Below are 16544 nucleotides of genomic sequence, written 5' to 3' on the forward strand. Positions count from 1 at the left end.
GTTGTCCGCTGCCCGCGCCGGACCCCGTCGGCGCGGGCAGCCGGGGAGCACGCCGCGACCATCCCCTTCTCGAACACGGCAATCGGCTGGTCCGCGTCGGCCAGCCCCTCTCGGGCGAGCCCCACGACCGGCCAGTCCGGCACCCACACCACCAGGCTGCGCACCGGCTCCGCCCCGGTGTCGACAAGCGCGGCATCCATCAGCGCACCGCCCGTCTGCGACCGCGCGCCGAGCCGCCATCCGCCCCGCACATCAGCCCACCGCCCGCATCGGCAGGTCCACGACCGGCGCCAGCTGGTGCTCGCGCACCGCAATCGCCCCGTCGGGAGCGGGCAGCAGCATCCGCGACGAGCGGGGCACTGGAAAGCGCCGGCTCGACACGGTGACGGTCAGCTCACGGTCGGTCAGGAGCCCGTACCCGTCGCCGAGTCCCGACCACCGGGCGTCGGTCACATCGATCATCGCCTCGGTCTGCGGCCACGGGCCCTGCACGAGCAGCACCACACCCCGCTCGCGCATCCGCGCCGCAAGTCGTGAGATGTCAGCATCCTTCGCGCGGCTCGGCGGACGGACCGCCACCACCGGCAGCACATCGGCGATCGTCGAGGTGACCGCGAGCCAGCGCGGCCCGGGCTCGGGGATCAGCACGAGGTGCGACAGGTCCACCCCGGCCTTCTGCGCCGCCTCCGCGCCGAACCCCGGCATGCCGACGACCCCGCACCAGCTCCCGGTCTGCGACGGCTGCGCCAGCAGCGCGAACAGCAGCGACATCGACCCGCCCAGCGAATACGAGGACCCCGGCCGCAGTCCCCCGCCCGGCAGCAGGTCGGCCAGGGCAGGATGGGTGGGAAGCGGCGGTGCGTCGAGCTTGCGCCCCTGGATCTGCGCCATCTGCGCACGCAGCCGCTGCACTTCTTGTGCAGTGGCAGTGTCGCGCACGATGGATCTCACCTCGACATGGTAGAAGCTTTGTTCGAATGACTCAAGATGTCGGAATCGAAGATACGCACGGGTTCCGACATCGCCGCGCCCGGCAGACACCGGGTCGCGACCGCAGACGACGCCCACGCACGGCAGGATGGACGGATGCCCTCCGCAATCCCCACCGAGGTGCGCCGCGCGCGCATCGCGGTCTCGGCCCTGTTCCTCACGAACGGCGCCCTCTTCGCGAACATCGTGCCGCGCCTGCCCGAGATCAAAGAGACGCTCGGCGTCGACACCGCCGTCTACGGGCTGCTCCTGGCCGCCTGGCCGCTCGGCTCATTCCTCCTGGGCCTGCTCGCCGCGCCCCTGATGCGCCGGTTCGGCTCCGCCCCCGTCGCCGCGGTCGGCACCGTTCTCATCGCGATCGCCCTGCTGTGCGCGGGCTTCGCGCCCACAGCGATCCTGTTCGCCGTCCCGATGTTCCTCGGCGGGGCGCTCGACGCCATGGTCGACGTCGGACAGAACACCCACGGCCTTGAGGTGCAGCGCCGATTCGCCGCTCGATCATCAACTCCCTGCATGCCATCTGGTCCGTCGGCGCCGTGCTCGGTGGCGCGATGGCCGCCGGCGCCATCGCCCTGAGCGTCCCGGTGCCCGTGCATCTCGCGATCGCGGGTGCGGTGTTCTCGGCATCCGCCCTCACCGCATGGCGGTTCTGCCTGCCGCGCACCCGCGAGCAGTCGCTCGACGACACCGCCGGGGCAGCGCCCGTCGTCCCCGCCGTGCGGCCCGGCATCCGCACCATCGCGTTGCTGACGGCGCTGGTCGTCATCGCGATCGCGGGCGCGCTGGTCGAGGATCTCGGCAGTTCCTGGTCGACGCTCTATCTCTCCGACTCCCTCGGTGCGATCGGCGCGATCGCCGCGACGGGCTACATCGCGCTCATCGGCGCGCAGTTCGTCGGGCGGATGCTCGGCGACCGCTTCACCGACCGCTTCGGCGCCGTCGCCGTCGCTCGCGCCGGTGGCATCCTGATCGCCCTGGGCCTCGGGCTCGCGCTCCTCGCCTGGCTCATGCGCCTCGGCTTCCTCTTCGCCCCGCCGGCCGTCGGCCTGCTCGCGGAGCAGACCGACCTGCGGACCGCACTGATCGTCTACCCGATCGCCGGCGCCATCGTCGTACTGCTCGCGTTCACCCTGCGGCCGCGCCGCGTTGCGGCGAACGGCACTGCGCACGAAGACGAGTAGCGGTCCCGAGGCTCAGGCGGCGAGCGCCAAGTATGGCTCCCACGCCGGTTCGGTGCGCTCGGTCCCCCGCACCCGCCACTGCGCTCCGCTGGGCGGCATGGGCAGCCAGCGCAGCTCCCAGCGCATCTCCTGCGGCGTGCGGTCGCCCTTCATGTTGTTGCAGCGCAGGCACGCGGCGACGAGGTTCTCCCAGGAGTCCGCTCCCCCGCGCGAACGCGGCAGCACGTGATCGATCGTCGAGGCGCTCTTGCCGCAGTAGGCGCAGCGGTGCCCGTCACGGCGCAGCACACCGCGGCGGGTGACCGGAACGCGACGCCCGTTCGGGATGCGCACGTAGCGGGTGAGCAGGATGACGGCGGGTCGGTCGAACACGTCCCGCGACGCCCAGACCGGATCCCCCTCCACCCGTTCGATGACGGTGGCCTTCTCGTTCATGACGAGCACGAGCGCTCGTTTGAACGACACGATGGCCAGGGGTTCGTATCCAGCGTTCAGCACCAGGGTGCGCATAAGAGGGTCCTCTCGAACGGCCGTGACGGCTTCAGCGGTTGTCCGGTTCATGCGACGCGCGGGCGCGGAGAGGGTGTGCAGGCACGAAAAAAGGCGCTGTCAAAAGACAGCGCCTTCACTCGCACGACCGACGTCGTGGTGACGATGCACGTGATGCCGCAGGACGTGACGACCTAGCGCATTCCGGTTGCGAATGCGGGGTGGTGTGTCCATGGCTTCCCCTCAGCTCGAACGAGCGTCGGGGTCAGGGTATTACACGTCCGCCCCTCTCGGGCCGAACAGCAGGAGAACGGATGCCGCGTGTCGTCAGCCCGCGTTGGCCTGAAGCCACGACTCGGCGTTCACGTAGCCGTCGTTCACGCGGATCTCGAGGTGCAGGTGCGAGCCGTTGGCACGACCGGTGGCGCCGACCTGGCCGATCAGCTGACCGGCGGAGACGGTGTCGCCGACGGAGACCCGACGGGTGCCGTACGTCATGTGCGCGTACAGCGAGGTGACGCTCTTGCCGCCGATGTTGTGGGCGATCTTCACGTAGACGCCCCAGCCGGGACCCGACTCGGAGGACGCGACGACGGTGCCGTCGGCGACGGAGTAGATGCCCGCGCCGGAGCCGACCATGTAGTCGGTGCCCTTGTGGCCGGCGTAGGGACGCCCGAAGTTGTTGAAGCCGCCGAGCGGGCGTCGGACGATGCCCGATCCCGGAGCAACGAGCGGAACCGCGGAGGAGAACGAGGTCGACCCGCTGGAGCCGGCGGAGCGGGCGGAGGCGAGACGGGCGGCGAGTGCTGCCTTGGCGGCGGCCTCGGCGGCCTCCTTCTCCTTCTTCGCCTCAATCTCCTCGGGCGTCGTGGCGGAGTAGCCGCCGCGCTCGAGGGCTTCGGGGGTCGCCTGGGAGGCGACGACGAGCGACTGGGCGTCGTCCGCCGACAGCTGCTGGATCGTGCGGGCCTCGGCGGCAGTGCCGCCGTCGGCGGCGACGAACGCAGGGATCGCGACGGTGGCGACCATGCCGGCGACGGCGGCGAGGGTCACGAAGCTGCGGACCGGGTGGGGGCGGGTGGTGTTCGAGCGGGTTGCGGGCGTCTTGGGTGCGACGCGGCGCGACAAGCGGCTCTTACGGGGCGAGGTCGACGATTCGGAGATCTCGTTCGACGGGTGGAACTCTTCAGCCAAGCTATCCTCCGGCGCCTCTGCATCCGGGGGGGAGGATGCTGGCTCGTCGGCACTCAGTGTCGGGCACAGATGTACGGGTGTCACTGCGCGAATGACGAGCCGGAGAGGCAACTCGCGAAGCGGTCCGTGGCGGGCTTCTCGCCGTTGGACTTTCCGAGGCTACCGGAAGATAACGAATAAGTCACGCTTCGGACATCCCGGACAGCGCGATACCCGGGTGACGCCCAGGTAGGAGAACTCCCGATCAGGCGTTCTGCGCGTCGACGATGAAGATGTGCGAGGCGACCTCGACGGGCAGCTCGAGGGCGTCGGGCACGCCGTCCATCTCGACCAGGACATAGCCCTCGTTGAAGCGGAAGGTTCCCGTCGAACCGGGCATGACCCCGGCGTCGCGGAGCTGCGCGAGCAGTTCCGGGTCGACCTGGACGGGCTCCGCGAGGCGTCGCACACGGGCCTTCAACGGGGCCTCGGATTCGTTCAGCCGGCGGACGAGCCCCACCACGCCCTCATCGAACGTCTTCGTGGGGGCGTCACCGAGCTGGTCGAGTCCGGGGATGGGGTTGCCGTAGGGCGACTCGGTGGGGTGGTCGAGCAGTTCGAGGAGGCGACGCTCGACGAGCTCGCTCATGACGTGCTCCCACCGGCAGGCCTCGTCGTGCACGTACGCCCAGTCGAGACCGATGACGTCGCTGAGCAGGCGCTCGGCGAGGCGATGCTTGCGCATCACGTCGACGGCTTTCTGCCGACCGGCATCCGTCAGTTCGAGCTTGCGCACCTCGGAGACGACGACGAGCCCGTCGCGCTCCATGCGACCGATCGTCTGCGACACGGTCGGGCCGGAGTGGCCGAGACGCTCGGAGATGCGGGCACGGAGGGGGGTGATGCCCTCTTCCTCGAGCTCGAGGATCGTGCGCAGGTACATCTCGGTGGTGTCGATGAGGTCGGTCATCCCATGCCTTCTCGCGCGGCGGACAGTCGCCCTCCAGCCTATCCGGTCGGCCGCGTCGACGGCCCCGCGTTCCCTGTCGCAGAGCGTCACGACGCCGTGCCGGATGCTCCGCTCCCCGTAGAATCTGACCCATGGCCACCGTGACGCTTCCCCGCGAGATCCTGCCCGTCGACGGACGATTCGGCTGCGGTCCGTCCAAGATCCGCGCCGAGCAGCTCGAGCAGCTCGTCTCGCGCGGCGCGACCCTCTTCGGCACCTCTCACCGCCAGGCGCCGATCAAGGACCTCGTCGGTCGTACCCGTCAGGGCCTCGCCGACCTGCTCCGCATCCCCGACGGCTACGAGATCATCCTCGGCAACGGCGGTTCGACCGCGTTCTGGGATGCCGCGGCGTTCGGCCTGATCGAGAAGCGCGCGCAGAACCTGCAGTTCGGCGAGTTCGGCGGCAAGTTCGCGAAGGCCGCCGCGGCCCCGTGGCTCGAGGCCCCGGATGTCCGCAAGGCCGAGCCCGGCACGAGCGCGACCGCCGAGGCCGTCGAGGGCGTCGACGTGTACGCATGGCCGCACAACGAGACCTCCACCGGCGTCGCGACGGCGATCACGCGAGTCGCCGGCGACGAGGGCGCTCTCACCGTCATCGACGCCACGAGCGCGGCCGGCGGCATCGACTTCGACGTCACGCAGACCGACGTCTACTACTTCGCCCCGCAGAAGAACCTCGGCTCCGACGGCGGCCTCTGGTACGCGGCCGTCTCGCCCGCCGCGATCGAGCGGATCGAGCGGATCGCCGCCTCGGGCCGGTACATCCCCGAGTTCCTGAGCCTGAAGAACGCGCTCGACAACTCGCGCCTGAATCAGACGCTCAACACCCCCGCGGTCGCGACCCTGCAGCTGCTCGACTCGCAGCTCGAGTGGATCAACGGGAACGGCGGACTCGCGTGGGCCGGCGCCCGCACCGGCGAATCGTCGTCGGCTCTGTACGAGTGGGCCGATGCCGCGTCGTTCGCGACGCCGTTCGTCGCCGACCCGGCCGACCGCTCCCCCGTCGTCGTGACGATCGACTTCGACGACAGCGTCGACGCCGCCGCGGTCGCGAAGAGCCTGCGCGCCAACGGGATCGTCGACACCGAGCCGTACCGCAAGCTCGGCCGCAACCAGCTGCGCGTCGCGACGTTCGTCTCGATCGAGCCGGACGACGTGCGCGCGCTCATCTCCGCGATCGACTACACCGTCGAGCACCTGGCCGGCTGACCGCCGGCGCAGAGAGAACGACCCCGGGGCTTTCGCCTCGGGGTCGTTTCCTTGTCAGTGGGATGCCGGTGGCCTCACGCGTCAGTACTCGCGCAGGTCCTCACGGTCGTCGTCCGAGTCCTCGTCGTCGTCGTCCGAGTCGTCGTCATCGTCGTCCGAATCGTCGTCATCGTCGTCCGCACCGGACGCGTCGAGCTCATCGATGTCGACCCCGTCGACGTCGCCGGCGTGGAGGATCGGAGAACCGTCGGTGTCGAAGTCGGCGGCATCGAGGTCCTCGGTGTCGTCGTCATCGTCGTCGTCGGACTCGTCCTCCGCGTCCTCGTCGGCGTCGTCGTCTTCGGCGGCTGCGGCCTGCGCGGCCTGGTACTCGGCGAGACGCTCGGCCCACGGCAGCCACTCGGGCGCGAGAAGCGCGCCGTCGCCCGGGAGGAGCTCCACCTCGAGGACCGTCGGCTCGGCGCCCTCGACGACGGCCACGCTGACCGTCCAGAACCACCCGGGGTACCCGGGCATGCGGTTCGAGAAGCGCAGCGACACGACACCGTCGTTCTCGACGGTGTAACCCGCCGCGGCACCGATGGTCGCCTCCGGGGTCACCTCGGCCAGCGCCGCGCGTGCCAGATCGTGCGCCTCGAACAGTCGCGCGTCCGGCTCCACCGGCTCCGCGGCGACAGCCTCGGCCGCACGGGACTCGTCCTCAGCGGGCGCCGCGGACTCCTCCGCGACCGACTCCGCGGCGACGTCGAGAACGCTCTCGCCCTCCCCCGCATCGTCTGCGGCGACGGCGTCGGCTGCGGCCGCGGCATCCGCTGATTCGACCGTGTCGACCTCAGGCGCCTCCGCCTCGGGCAGGCCGGTCTCGGGCTCAGGCGTCGAGGTCATCGGCAACCTTGCGCAAGATCGCCGCGACCTTCTTGCCGTGCGATGCGCTCGGGTAACGGTTGTGACGCAAGTCGCCGCCGATGCCGTCGAGGAGCTTCACGAGGTCCTCCACGATGACGGCCATGTCGTCGGCCTTGGGGCGGTTGCGCTTGCTGAGGCTGACGGGGGCGTCGAGCACCCGTACGGCGAGCGCCTGCAGACCGCGGCGGCCGTCGGCGACGCCGAACTCCAGCCGGGTGCCGGGCTTCATCGTCTCGGTGCCGGCGGGCAGCGCCGTCGCGTGCAGGAAGACGTCCTGACCGTCCTCGGTGGTGATGAAGCCGAAGCCCTTTGCCTCGTCGTAGAACCTGACCTTGCCGGTGGGCATGTCGTAAACCTCGCAACTCGAGCCCGCGCGCGGGCAACAGGAAATCCGGACCATCTCAGCCCGACCTCCAGACTACGTCACCCCGCGCTCGTGCACTCGGGCGAGCCGCTACTCTGATCGGATGAGCACAACGCCCTCGCCCGGGGACCTCCCCGTCCGCCGGATCGACCGCATCCTCGCGTTCATGTCCCTGGGACTGCTCGTGCTCTCCATCGCCTGCTTCTTCGCGATCATGATCGCCAGCGGCAGTGGAATGAAGCAGGCCGACTTCGGCGACGGGATCTGGCCGATCGTCTCCCTGGTGGTCTACGTCGCCCCACCGATCGCGTTCGTCCTGCTGCTCACGCTGCTGATCATGACCTTCGTGAGAAGGGCTCGGGCCAACAAGGGCCGATGACGGTGACAGCTTCGGACGCTCGATCGCTCGCGACGCACCTCGCGACGCTCGACGCCGATGCGCTGGCCGATCTGTTCGCCGCCCGCGCCGTGTCCCCCACGAGCACCTGGGCCGACTTTTTCGACGTCGCCGAGGGGCTCCTCGAACCGGCACAGCTCGCCCGCGCCGTCGCCACTGTCACCGACCACGAGGTGGCGGCACTGCGCGACGCCCTCGCCGCCGATCGCGCCGTCGACGACCCGGCCGATCTCGCCGCTCGCGCGCTGGTCGCACCTGACGGCACCGTCTACGCGGCCGTCGCCGACGCCGTGCGCGCTGCCGAGCCGGTGGCTCCCGCGTCCGTGTTCACGGGCGCCCCGGAATCGGATGCCGCGGTCGCCGAGCGCGTGTTCGGCTCCGCCGCCTCCCTCGCCGACCTCCTTCACAGCGCGGCGAAAGCCCCGCTCGCGCGCATCGGCACCGGCGCACTGAGTGCCAGCGACCGGCGCCGGCTCGTGGAGTCGGGAGCGGTGGCGACCGCCGAGGACGCCGACCGTCTCGTCGCCATCGCCGACCTCGCCGGCCTTCTCGTCGGCGTCGGCGAGCGCAGCTGGATGGTCACGAACGCGGGCCTGGACTGGCTCCGCCGCCGCACGGCGGAACGCTGGGACCTCGTCGCGCACTCGCTCCGCACCCAGTTGCCGCCGGCGCTGCGCAGCGACGGCGGCGGGTGGCGGGCGACCGAGGAGTGGGCGGGCGCCCACCCGTTCGACCCGGCGTGGCCTGATCGCATCGCCGAGCTCGCCGCGCTCTGGGTGCAGTGGGGCATCCTCGGACCCGACGGGACGCCCTCGGGGTGGGCGAGGCGATTCGCCGCCGGCGGTGAGGCCGACCTCGCCGCTCTGCAGGCGCTCCTCCCCCACGAGGTCGACAAGGTTTACCTCCAGAACGACCTCACGGCCATCGCTCCGGGACCGCTGGAGCCCCAGCTCGACCTCCGCCTGCGCACGATGGCCCGCCGGGAATCGCGCGCCCAGGCCGCCACCTACCGGTTCACCGCCGAGTCGATCGGTGCCGCCCTCGCGGGCGGCGAGACCGCGGCATCCCTCACCGACTTCCTCACCACGCTGTCGCTCACCGGCGTGCCGCAGCCCCTCGCGTACGAGATCGAGCGGTCCGCGACGCGCCACGGGCGGTTGCGGGTGGGGCCCGATGCGAAGGGGCACACCCGCATCAGCGGCGACCCCGACCTGCTCGAAGCCCTCGCCGTCGATCAGGCGCTGCGCCCGCTGGGCCTCCTGCACGACGGCACGCACCTGCTCAGCCGCAGCGGCGTCGACACCACGTTCTGGATGCTCTCCGACGCCCGCTACCCGGTGCTGGCGGTGAACATCGACGGGGAGCCCCGTGCTCTCGATCGGCACCACGTCGGGGAGGACGAGCACTCCGCCCCCACCGCGCTGACCCAGTACCGGACGCTCGTCGAGCGGCTGCAGGCGAACTCCTCCGCAGACACGGATGCCGCGTGGCTCGAGCGCGAGCTCGACCAGGCCGTCCGCACCCGCGCCGTCGTCACCCTCGACGTGCGGATGCCCGACGGCAGCACGCGCGAGGTCACCGTCGAAGCCGCCGGGCTGGGCGGCGGGCGCCTTCGGGGGCGCGACCGCGCCGCCGACGTCGAGCGCACCCTGCCACTGTCCAGCATCATCAGCGTCCGCCCCGCCTGATCGGTGCCGCCGGCGCCGGGGGTTCACCGACGGCCGCTAGACTGACCCGTTATGGCTGACGGACCCCTCATCGTCCAGAGCGACCGGACAGTGCTGCTCGAAGTGGCGCACCCCGACGCAGAGAACGCGCGCCACGAGCTCGCGATCTTCGCCGAGCTCGAACGCGCGCCCGAGCACATCCACACCTACCGGGTGACCCGGCTGGGCCTGTGGAACGCCCGCGCCGCCGGTCACGACGCCGAAGACATGCTCGCCACCCTGGAACGCTGGGCGAAGTTCCCGGTGCCGCCGTCGGTCTCCATCGACATCCGGGAGACCGTCGGTCGCTACGGCCGCCTCGTCATCGAGCGGGACGACGAGGGCACCCTCATCCTCCGATCGACGGATGCCGCCGTGCTCGCCGAGATCGCTCGGAACCGCCGCATCCAGCCGCTGCTGCTGAACCACCCCTCCCCCGACACGTATGTCATCGACGCCTGGGCGCGCGGCCAGATCAAGCAGGAGCTGCTGAAGATCGGCTGGCCCGCCGAGGATCACGCCGGCTTCACGCCGGGCACCCCGCACGAGATCGAGCTGCACGAGGACGGCTGGTCGCTCCGCCCCTATCAGCGGAAGGCCGTCGACATCTTCAGCGAGGGCGGCTCCGGCGTCGTCGTCCTCCCCTGCGGCGCCGGCAAGACGCTCGTGGGAGCGGCCGCGATGGCTGACACCAAGACGACGACCCTCATCCTCGTGACGAACACCGTGAGCGCGCGTCAGTGGCGTGACGAACTCCTCAAGCGCACCTCCCTCACCCTGGAGGAGATCGGCGAGTACTCCGGGCAGTCCAAGGAGATCAAGCCGGTCACGATCGCGACCTACCAGATCCTCACCGCGAAGCGGAAGGGCGAATACGCCCACCTCGCCCTGCTCGACGCGCTCGACTGGGGACTCATCGTCTACGACGAGGTGCACCTGCTCCCCGCACCCGTCTTCAAGCTGACCGCCGATCTGCAGGCCCGCCGGCGTCTCGGTCTCACCGCGACCCTCGTGCGCGAGGACGGTCGCGAAGGCGACGTCTTCAGTCTCATCGGCCCCAAGCGCTTCGACGCCCCCTGGAAGGAGATCGAAGCGCAGGGCTTCATCTCCCCGGCCGTCTGCTACGAGGTCCGCATCGACCTGCCCGCTTCCGAGCGGCTCGAGTACGCGGCATCCGCTGATGACGAGCGCTACCGTCTCGCGGCCACGGCTCCCGTGAAGATCGACGTCGTGCGCGACCTCGTCGCCAAGCACGACGGCGAGCAGATCCTCGTGATCGGGCAGTACCTCGACCAGATCGACATGCTCTCCGAGCAGCTCGGCGCGCCCAAGATCACCGGTGCGACGCCGGTCGACGAGCGCGAGGAGCTGTTCGATGCGTTCCGCACCGCGCGCATCCCGGTGCTCGTGGTCTCGAAGGTCGCGAACTTCTCGATCGACCTTCCCGACGCCTCCGTCGCCATCCAGGTGTCGGGCTCGTTCGGGTCACGTCAGGAGGAGGCGCAGCGGCTCGGCCGACTCCTGCGTCCGAAGTCGAACGGCCACAAGGCGAGCTTCTACACGCTGATCGCCCGCGACACCGTCGACCAGGACTTCGCGCAGAACCGCCAGCGGTTCCTCGCCGAGCAGGGGTACAGCTACACGATCCTCGACGCCGACGACCTCGCGGCCGCCTGACCCGCGCCTTCCTCAGTCCCGGCGCGGATCCTCATCCGAGGTGGCCGCCGGTTCGTGCCCCGGCGCGTATTCACCCCAGCGCGGCGCCGGAATTCCCGCGGCCGAGGGAGGCGTCACCGCGGGCGCTGCCGGCACGGCCCCGTCGCCAGGGGCTCCCGCGGGGCTCTGCGGCGGCATGCCTCCGCTGAAGGGCGGCATCTGCCCCGGATACACGCCGGCCGCGACCGGGTAGCCCGCGGGCGGATACGCGAACACCGGCGGCGCGACGGCGGGAGCGGGCGTCAGCCGCAGCGTGCGACGACCGTCTCCCTTGCGCCACAGCCACTCGACGACCGCGCAGTAGGCACCGATCATCACGACCGATCCCACGAGGCTCAGGGCACTCGTGTCGGTGGCGTTCACATCGCTCAGGCCGAAGAGCGAGAAGCCGAACGCGACCAGGTTGTTCACGACATGGAGAGCGATGGCCGCCTCGAGCCCGCCGGTGCGCCACACCAGCCACCCGGCGGCGATCGCGAAGATCCCGACGCCGGTCTGACCGAGCGGGTCGTATCCGTGACCGAGGACGAACACCGGCACCGGCAGCAGGATCGCCCACAGCGGATGCTTGAGCCAGCGCCCGATCGCCTGCATGAAGTAGCCCCGGAACACGTACTCCTCGGCCGCGGACTGCAGCGGCACGAACAGGAGGAGGACGACGAAGGATGCCAGGAACGCCGAGTTCTCGGCCGGCGCGACGAGCTCCGCTCCCGCTGTGTCTTCCGCGGGCAGGAGGAACGACAGCGCCGAGATCACGAGGTACACCGCCAGGGCGGCTCCCGCACACAGCAGCATCCAACGCCAGCGGAGGCGGCCCGCCACCGATGAGATCAGGCGGATGCGGCCGCCGTTCACGATCCACGAGGCGAACAGGTAGCACGGGATCATCAGCGCGAGCGAGACGAGCGGCACCGCCAGGCTGAGCGGGTCGCGCACGTCGAAGCGGAGGAAACGGTCGAGCGTGACGTCGGGGTCGGCCATCGGATCGCTCACGAAGATGAAGGCGACCAGGGCCACCCCGAGCACGAGCGACACGACCAGGTAGAAGGCGACGCCGAGCGCACCGGTCGCCAGCGGCGTCCACCAGCCGGAGCGGCGCCGGGCGAACACGAGACGGTGGAAGGCCAGCCCTTCCGTCGTCGCATCAGCGGGCAGCGGGCGGGGTGCGGGCGGGGTCGGATACGTCACCCGACCATCCTCTCCCACGCCCGAGCGGGATCGTACATCGAACGGACCCCGCGGCGGAATGTCCAGCAAACCGATGGACTCCGGTGCCAGGATGAACCTATGACTGCAGCGCGCATCCTCGTCGTGGACGACGAGCCGAACATCCGGGACCTGCTGGTCACCAGTCTCCGCTTCGCCGGATACCAGGTCCGCGCCGTCGCCAACGGCGCTCAGACGATCTCCACCGTCCTGGAGGAGGAGCCCGACCTCATCATCCTCGACGTCATGCTGCCCGACATGAACGGCTTCAGCGTCACCAAGCGCCTCCGCGGCGCGGGCTACACCGCCCCCATCCTGTTCCTCACCGCGAAGGACGGCACCGAGGACAAGATCGAGGGTCTCAACGCGGGCGGTGACGACTACGTCACGAAGCCGTTCAGCCTCGACGAGATCGTCGCCCGCATCCAGGCCATCCTCCGGCGCACGATGCAAGCCGACGAGGAGTCGATCATCAAGGCCGGCGAGCTGACGATGGACCAGGACACCCACGACGTCCAGATCGGCGACACCTCGATCGACCTGTCCCCCACCGAGTTCAAGCTCCTCCGCTATCTCATGCTCAACCCCAACCGGGTGCTCAGCAAGGCGCAGATCCTCGATCACGTGTGGGAGTACGACTTCAACGGGGACGCCGGCATCGTCGAGAGCTACATCTCCTACCTGCGCCGGAAGATCGACCCGCACTCGTCCGAACCCCTCATCCAGACCAAGCGGGGCTTCGGGTACATGCTGAAGGCCGACCGCACCTCCTGACCGGGAGCACCCCCTGGAGACGGCATACGACGGGTCGCATGACCGCGTCACGAGATGGTGGCGCGGCATCAGCCTGCGTGCCAAGGTCACCGGCGTCACCGTCAGCGTCCTCGCCTTCGGTCTGATCGGCGCCGGCGTCGGGACGATGATCTTCCTCCGCAACGCGCAGCTGTCGGCGGTCGATCAGTCGCTCACCCAGACGGTGACCACCGACATCGCCACGAACCTCTTCGACGTCGAGAAGATCGGCGGCGTCATCGCCTTCAGCCCCGCGTCCGCCGCACCCACCGATTTTCACGTCGCGGTGTACGACGCCGACGGTGATCGCGTCGCCGTCGCGGGAGGCGGTGACGGGGTGGCATCCCCCGCCTTCCCCGACGAGTTCCCGATCGACCGCACCTACATCTTCGGCACCGCTCCGTTCGATCTCGCCTCCGCGGACGGCTCGGCACGGTTCCGGGCGAGCGTCGACGTGCTCGAGATCCCCGGCGCCCGTGAGTACTACTCGCAGATGATCGCCCTGCCCCTCAACGAGGTGAACAGCACCGTCACCAACTACATCGGCATCTACACGGTGCTCGCCCTCCTCGTGATCCTGTTCAGCGCCGTCCTGACGCGAGGACTCGTGACCCTTGCCTTCCGAGGGCTCGGTCAGGTCGAGCACACCGCCATGACGATCGCGAAGGGCGATTTCAGCCAGCGCATGGGCGACATCGCGCCGGGCACCGAAGTCGGCCGACTGAAGACCGCCATCAACGTGATGCTCGACCGGATCGACAATGCCCTCGGTCAGCGGGATGCCACGGTGCAGCAGATGCGACGCTTCATCGGCGACGCCAGTCACGAGCTTCGCACCCCCCTGGTCACCGTCCGCGGCTACGCGGAGCTCTACCGCATGGGCGCGATCGACGGACACGAGCAGACGGCGCAGGCGATGGAGCGGATCGAGAAGGAAGCGATCCGGATGGGTGCGCTGGTCGAGGATCTCCTCGCCCTCGCGCGTCTCGACGAGCAGCGTGAGATCGCCGTCACCCCCGTCGATCTCCGTCCGATCGCCCGGGATGCCGCGCTCGATGCCCGCGCCGCCGCTCCCGACCGCGCCGTCACCTTCCTCGGCCAGACGCCGACGGCGGCGATTCCGCTGGCAACGCTCACCGAGGAGCGCCCCGCGCCGAAGCGTCGAGCGGGCATCGTCGCGACTCGATCCCTGCTGCGCCGACGGCCGCGTTCGAACGAGAAGACCCCGGATGCCGCTCCCACGCTCGCCTCCGGCCCGCTCACCGTGCCGTTCGGCGCCGACCCCGTCCCGATCGTCCTCGCCGACGAGAACCGGGTGCGCCAGGTGGTCGCGAACCTGCTCGGCAACGCGCGGCGTTACACGCCGGAGGGTTCTCCCATCGAATTGTCGGTGGGCGTCGACATCCGGCGCGACCGCGGCTGGATCGCGGTCTCCGATCACGGGGAGGGCGTCCCCGAGCAGATCCGCGGCAAGATCTTCCAGCGATTCTGGCGCGCCGACTCGTCGCGCACCCGCGAGACCGGCGGCTCGGGACTCGGCCTCTCGATCGTGGCGTCGATCGTGTCTGCGCTCAACGGCTCCATCGAGGTGACCGACACCGCCGGCGGAGGGGCGACGTTCACCGTGTCCTTCCCGCTCGCCCAGGATCGAGCGTTCGCGGCTGCCCCCGGCGATCTGGCCACCCAGCCGATGCCGAAGCTCCCCTCACCCGAGGCTTGACGCTTCGCGAGACGCCGCATCCTCCACAGGGCCCACCGTCCGGCGGTCATCCACAGCGACGGCCCTTACGCCCGGGCCGGTGCTCCCCGGTTCGTAGCGTGACGGCATCCACTACGAAGGGAGCACGACATGAGCGTTTTCACCGTCGACAGCGACGCCGTCATGGCCGCCACCGCCACCATCCGCGCCACCGGCGACCGGGTGCAGAGCGAAACAGCCGCCATGCTCGGCCAGCTCACCCAGCTGCAGGGGTCGTGGACGGGATCGGCGTCGGTCGCGTTCCAGTCGGTCATCGAGCGCTGGCGCGCGGCTCAGCGTGAGCTCGACGCCGCGCTCGGCGACATCAGCAGTGCCCTGGGCGTCGTCGGTCAGCAGTATGCGCAGACCGAGCTCTCCGCCACCGGGATCTTCCGCTGACGCCCGCACACGACAAGAAGGGCCCCTCCTCGCGGAGGGGCCCAACGTGTGTGTCAGCGACGGATCAGAAGTCCATGCCACCGGTCGGGTCGCCGGCCGGAGCCGCGACCTTCTCGGGCTTGTCCGCGACGACCGCTTCGGTCGTGAGGAACAGACCCGCGATCGATGCCGCGTTCTGCAGCGCCGAACGGGTGACCTTGGCGGGGTCGATGATGCCGGCGGCGAACATGTCGACGTACTCGCCGGTCGCCGCGTTCAGGCCCTGGCCCGCGGGGAGCTCAGCGACCTTGTTCGAGACGACACCGGGCTCGAGACCGGCGTTCAGCGCAATCTGCTTCAGCGGAGCCTGGATGGCGACCTTGACGATGTTCGCACCGGTGGCCTCGTCGCCCACGAGCTCGAGGCTCGCGAACGCCTTCTCGCCGGCCTGAATCAGCGCGACGCCACCGCCGGGGACGATGCCCTCTTCGACGGCTGCCTTCGCGTTGCGGACGGCGTCCTCGATGCGGTGCTTGCGCTCCTTGAGCTCGACCTCGGTAGCGGCGCCGACCTTAAGGACGGCAACGCCGCCGGAGAGCTTAGCCAGGCGCTCCTGGAGCTTCTCACGGTCGTAATCGGAATCGGAGCTTTCGATCTCAGCGCGAATCTGCTTGATGCGGCCGTCGATCTGCTCCTGGGAGCCAGCACCCTGAACGATGGTGGTCTCGTCCTTGGTGACAACGACCTTGCGTGCCTGGCCCAGGTACTCGAGTTCGGCGGTCTCGAGGGAGAGGCCGACCTCTTCGGAGATGACCTGGCCGCCGGTAAGGATGGCCATGTCCTGCAGGGTGGCCTTGCGGCGATCGCCGAAGCCTGGTGCCTTTACAGCGACGGACTTGAAGGTGCCGCGGATCTTGTTCACCACGAGGGTGGACAGGGCCTCGCCCTCAACGTCCTCGGCGATAATCAGCAGCGGCTTGCCGGACTGCATGACCTTCTCCAGCAGCGGAACGAGGTCCTTGATATTGGAGATCTTGGAGGAGACCAGCAGGATGTACGGATCCTCCAGGACTGCCTCCTGGCGCTCCATATCGGTAGCGAAGTAGCCGGAGATGTAGCCCTTATCAAAGCGCATACCCTCGGTTACCTCGAGGTCAACACCGAAGGTATTGGACTCTTCCACGGTGATAACGGAGTCCTTGTTTACGGAGCCGTTGCCCACGGTGTACATAGCCTCGGCGATCTTCTCGCCGATTGCTGGGTCCGCAGCGGAGATGCCAGCGGTGGT

General features: G+C 69.8%; 17 protein-coding genes and 1 pseudogene. 9 read left to right on the forward strand and 9 right to left on the reverse strand.

Annotated elements, in window-relative coordinates:
• Window positions 1-200 (reverse strand): annotated as a pseudogene (locus ACHFGS_RS06010) (DNA polymerase Y family protein); the annotation flags it as partial.
• 52 nt (window positions 201-252) lie between these two features.
• The gene (locus tag ACHFGS_RS06015; protein ID WP_394278762.1) at window positions 253-939 is read right to left on the reverse strand and encodes a hypothetical protein; all 687 of its coding nucleotides are present in this window, start codon (window positions 937-939) and stop codon (window positions 253-255) included.
• Between the two features lie 147 nt (window positions 940-1086).
• Here ACHFGS_RS06015 and ACHFGS_RS06020 point away from each other — a divergent pair, with 147 nt between their 5' ends.
• Together ACHFGS_RS06020 and ACHFGS_RS06025 are read left to right on the forward strand one after the other, a co-directional pair.
• On the forward strand, window positions 1087-1566 hold the full coding sequence (locus tag ACHFGS_RS06020; RefSeq protein ID WP_394278751.1) for an MFS transporter: 480 nt from the start codon (window positions 1087-1089) through the stop codon (window positions 1564-1566).
• Window positions 1542-2171 carry a hypothetical protein gene (locus ACHFGS_RS06025; protein ID WP_394278752.1) on the forward strand — a complete coding sequence of 210 codons (630 nt, stop codon included), beginning with the start codon at window positions 1542-1544 and terminating at the stop codon, window positions 2169-2171. The genes ACHFGS_RS06020 and ACHFGS_RS06025 overlap by 25 nt, the downstream gene beginning before the upstream one ends.
• Before the next feature lie 12 nt (window positions 2172-2183).
• Here ACHFGS_RS06025 and ACHFGS_RS06030 read toward each other — a convergent pair whose 3' ends face one another.
• The 3 genes from ACHFGS_RS06030 to ACHFGS_RS06040 form a co-directional block, all read right to left on the reverse strand.
• On the reverse strand, window positions 2184-2681 hold the full coding sequence (locus tag ACHFGS_RS06030; protein ID WP_394278753.1) for an HNH endonuclease: 498 nt from the start codon (window positions 2679-2681) through the stop codon (window positions 2184-2186).
• Window positions 2682-2987: 306 nt separating this feature from the next.
• Window positions 2988-3854: a M23 family metallopeptidase gene (locus tag ACHFGS_RS06035; RefSeq protein WP_394278754.1), complete on the reverse strand. Its 867-nt coding sequence runs from the start codon at window positions 3852-3854 to the stop codon at window positions 2988-2990.
• Between the two features lie 244 nt (window positions 3855-4098).
• On the reverse strand, window positions 4099-4803 hold the full coding sequence (locus ACHFGS_RS06040) for an iron dependent repressor, metal binding and dimerization domain protein (protein WP_394278755.1): 705 nt from the start codon (window positions 4801-4803) through the stop codon (window positions 4099-4101).
• A 131-nt stretch (window positions 4804-4934) separates the two neighbouring features.
• Between ACHFGS_RS06040 and serC the strand changes: the two genes are divergently transcribed.
• The gene (serC, locus tag ACHFGS_RS06045) at window positions 4935-6053 is read left to right on the forward strand and encodes a phosphoserine transaminase (protein WP_394278756.1); all 1119 of its coding nucleotides are present in this window, start codon (window positions 4935-4937) and stop codon (window positions 6051-6053) included.
• An 81-nt stretch (window positions 6054-6134) separates the two neighbouring features.
• Here serC and ACHFGS_RS06050 read toward each other — a convergent pair whose 3' ends face one another.
• Both ACHFGS_RS06050 and ACHFGS_RS06055 read right to left on the reverse strand, forming a co-directional pair.
• Window positions 6135-6938 carry a DUF3027 domain-containing protein gene (locus tag ACHFGS_RS06050; protein WP_394289278.1) on the reverse strand — a complete coding sequence of 268 codons (804 nt, stop codon included), beginning with the start codon at window positions 6936-6938 and terminating at the stop codon, window positions 6135-6137.
• A complete protein-coding gene (locus ACHFGS_RS06055) occupies window positions 6922-7305 on the reverse strand; it encodes a cold-shock protein (RefSeq protein WP_394278758.1) in 384 nt (127 codons plus the stop codon). The genes ACHFGS_RS06050 and ACHFGS_RS06055 overlap by 17 nt, the downstream gene beginning before the upstream one ends.
• Before the next feature lie 121 nt (window positions 7306-7426).
• On the opposite strand from ACHFGS_RS06055, the gene ACHFGS_RS06060 reads away from it, so the two are divergent.
• The 3 genes from ACHFGS_RS06060 to ACHFGS_RS06070 are packed head-to-tail and all read left to right on the forward strand — an operon-like array spanning window position 7427 to window position 11103.
• On the forward strand, window positions 7427-7702 hold the full coding sequence (locus ACHFGS_RS06060; RefSeq protein WP_394278759.1) for a multidrug ABC transporter ATPase: 276 nt from the start codon (window positions 7427-7429) through the stop codon (window positions 7700-7702).
• A complete protein-coding gene (locus ACHFGS_RS06065; RefSeq protein ID WP_394278760.1) occupies window positions 7699-9408 on the forward strand; it encodes a helicase-associated domain-containing protein in 1710 nt (569 codons plus the stop codon). The genes ACHFGS_RS06060 and ACHFGS_RS06065 overlap by 4 nt, the downstream gene beginning before the upstream one ends.
• 51 nt (window positions 9409-9459) lie before the next feature.
• Window positions 9460-11103: a DNA repair helicase XPB gene (locus tag ACHFGS_RS06070; RefSeq protein ID WP_394278761.1), complete on the forward strand. Its 1644-nt coding sequence runs from the start codon at window positions 9460-9462 to the stop codon at window positions 11101-11103.
• A gap of 12 nt (window positions 11104-11115) precedes the next feature.
• Here ACHFGS_RS06070 and ACHFGS_RS06075 read toward each other — a convergent pair whose 3' ends face one another.
• Window positions 11116-12330: a type II CAAX prenyl endopeptidase Rce1 family protein gene (locus ACHFGS_RS06075; protein WP_394289279.1), complete on the reverse strand. Its 1215-nt coding sequence runs from the start codon at window positions 12328-12330 to the stop codon at window positions 11116-11118.
• Window positions 12331-12429: 99 nt separating this feature from the next.
• Here ACHFGS_RS06075 and ACHFGS_RS06080 point away from each other — a divergent pair, with 99 nt between their 5' ends.
• The 3 genes from ACHFGS_RS06080 (at window position 12430) to ACHFGS_RS06090 (ending at window position 15277) form a co-directional block, all read left to right on the forward strand.
• Complete coding sequence (locus tag ACHFGS_RS06080) at window positions 12430-13122, forward strand: response regulator transcription factor (protein WP_394278530.1); 693 nt, start codon at window positions 12430-12432, stop codon at window positions 13120-13122.
• 145 nt (window positions 13123-13267) lie between these two features.
• Window positions 13268-14860, forward strand: coding sequence for a sensor histidine kinase (locus ACHFGS_RS06085; RefSeq protein WP_394278529.1), 1593 nt, complete (start codon window positions 13268-13270; stop codon window positions 14858-14860).
• Window positions 14861-14989: 129 nt separating this feature from the next.
• Entirely contained in the window at window positions 14990-15277 is a 288-nt protein-coding gene (locus tag ACHFGS_RS06090; RefSeq protein ID WP_394278528.1) for a WXG100 family type VII secretion target, read from the forward strand.
• 64 nt (window positions 15278-15341) lie between these two features.
• Here ACHFGS_RS06090 and groEL read toward each other — a convergent pair.
• Window positions 15342-16544, reverse strand: a 1203-nt coding sequence (gene groEL, locus ACHFGS_RS06095; protein WP_394289280.1) for a chaperonin GroEL, incomplete at its 5' end; no start/stop codon positions are given.

The organism is Microbacterium sp. (genome assembly GCF_043427715.1).
Classification (GTDB): Bacteria; Actinomycetota; Actinomycetes; order Actinomycetales; family Microbacteriaceae; genus Microbacterium.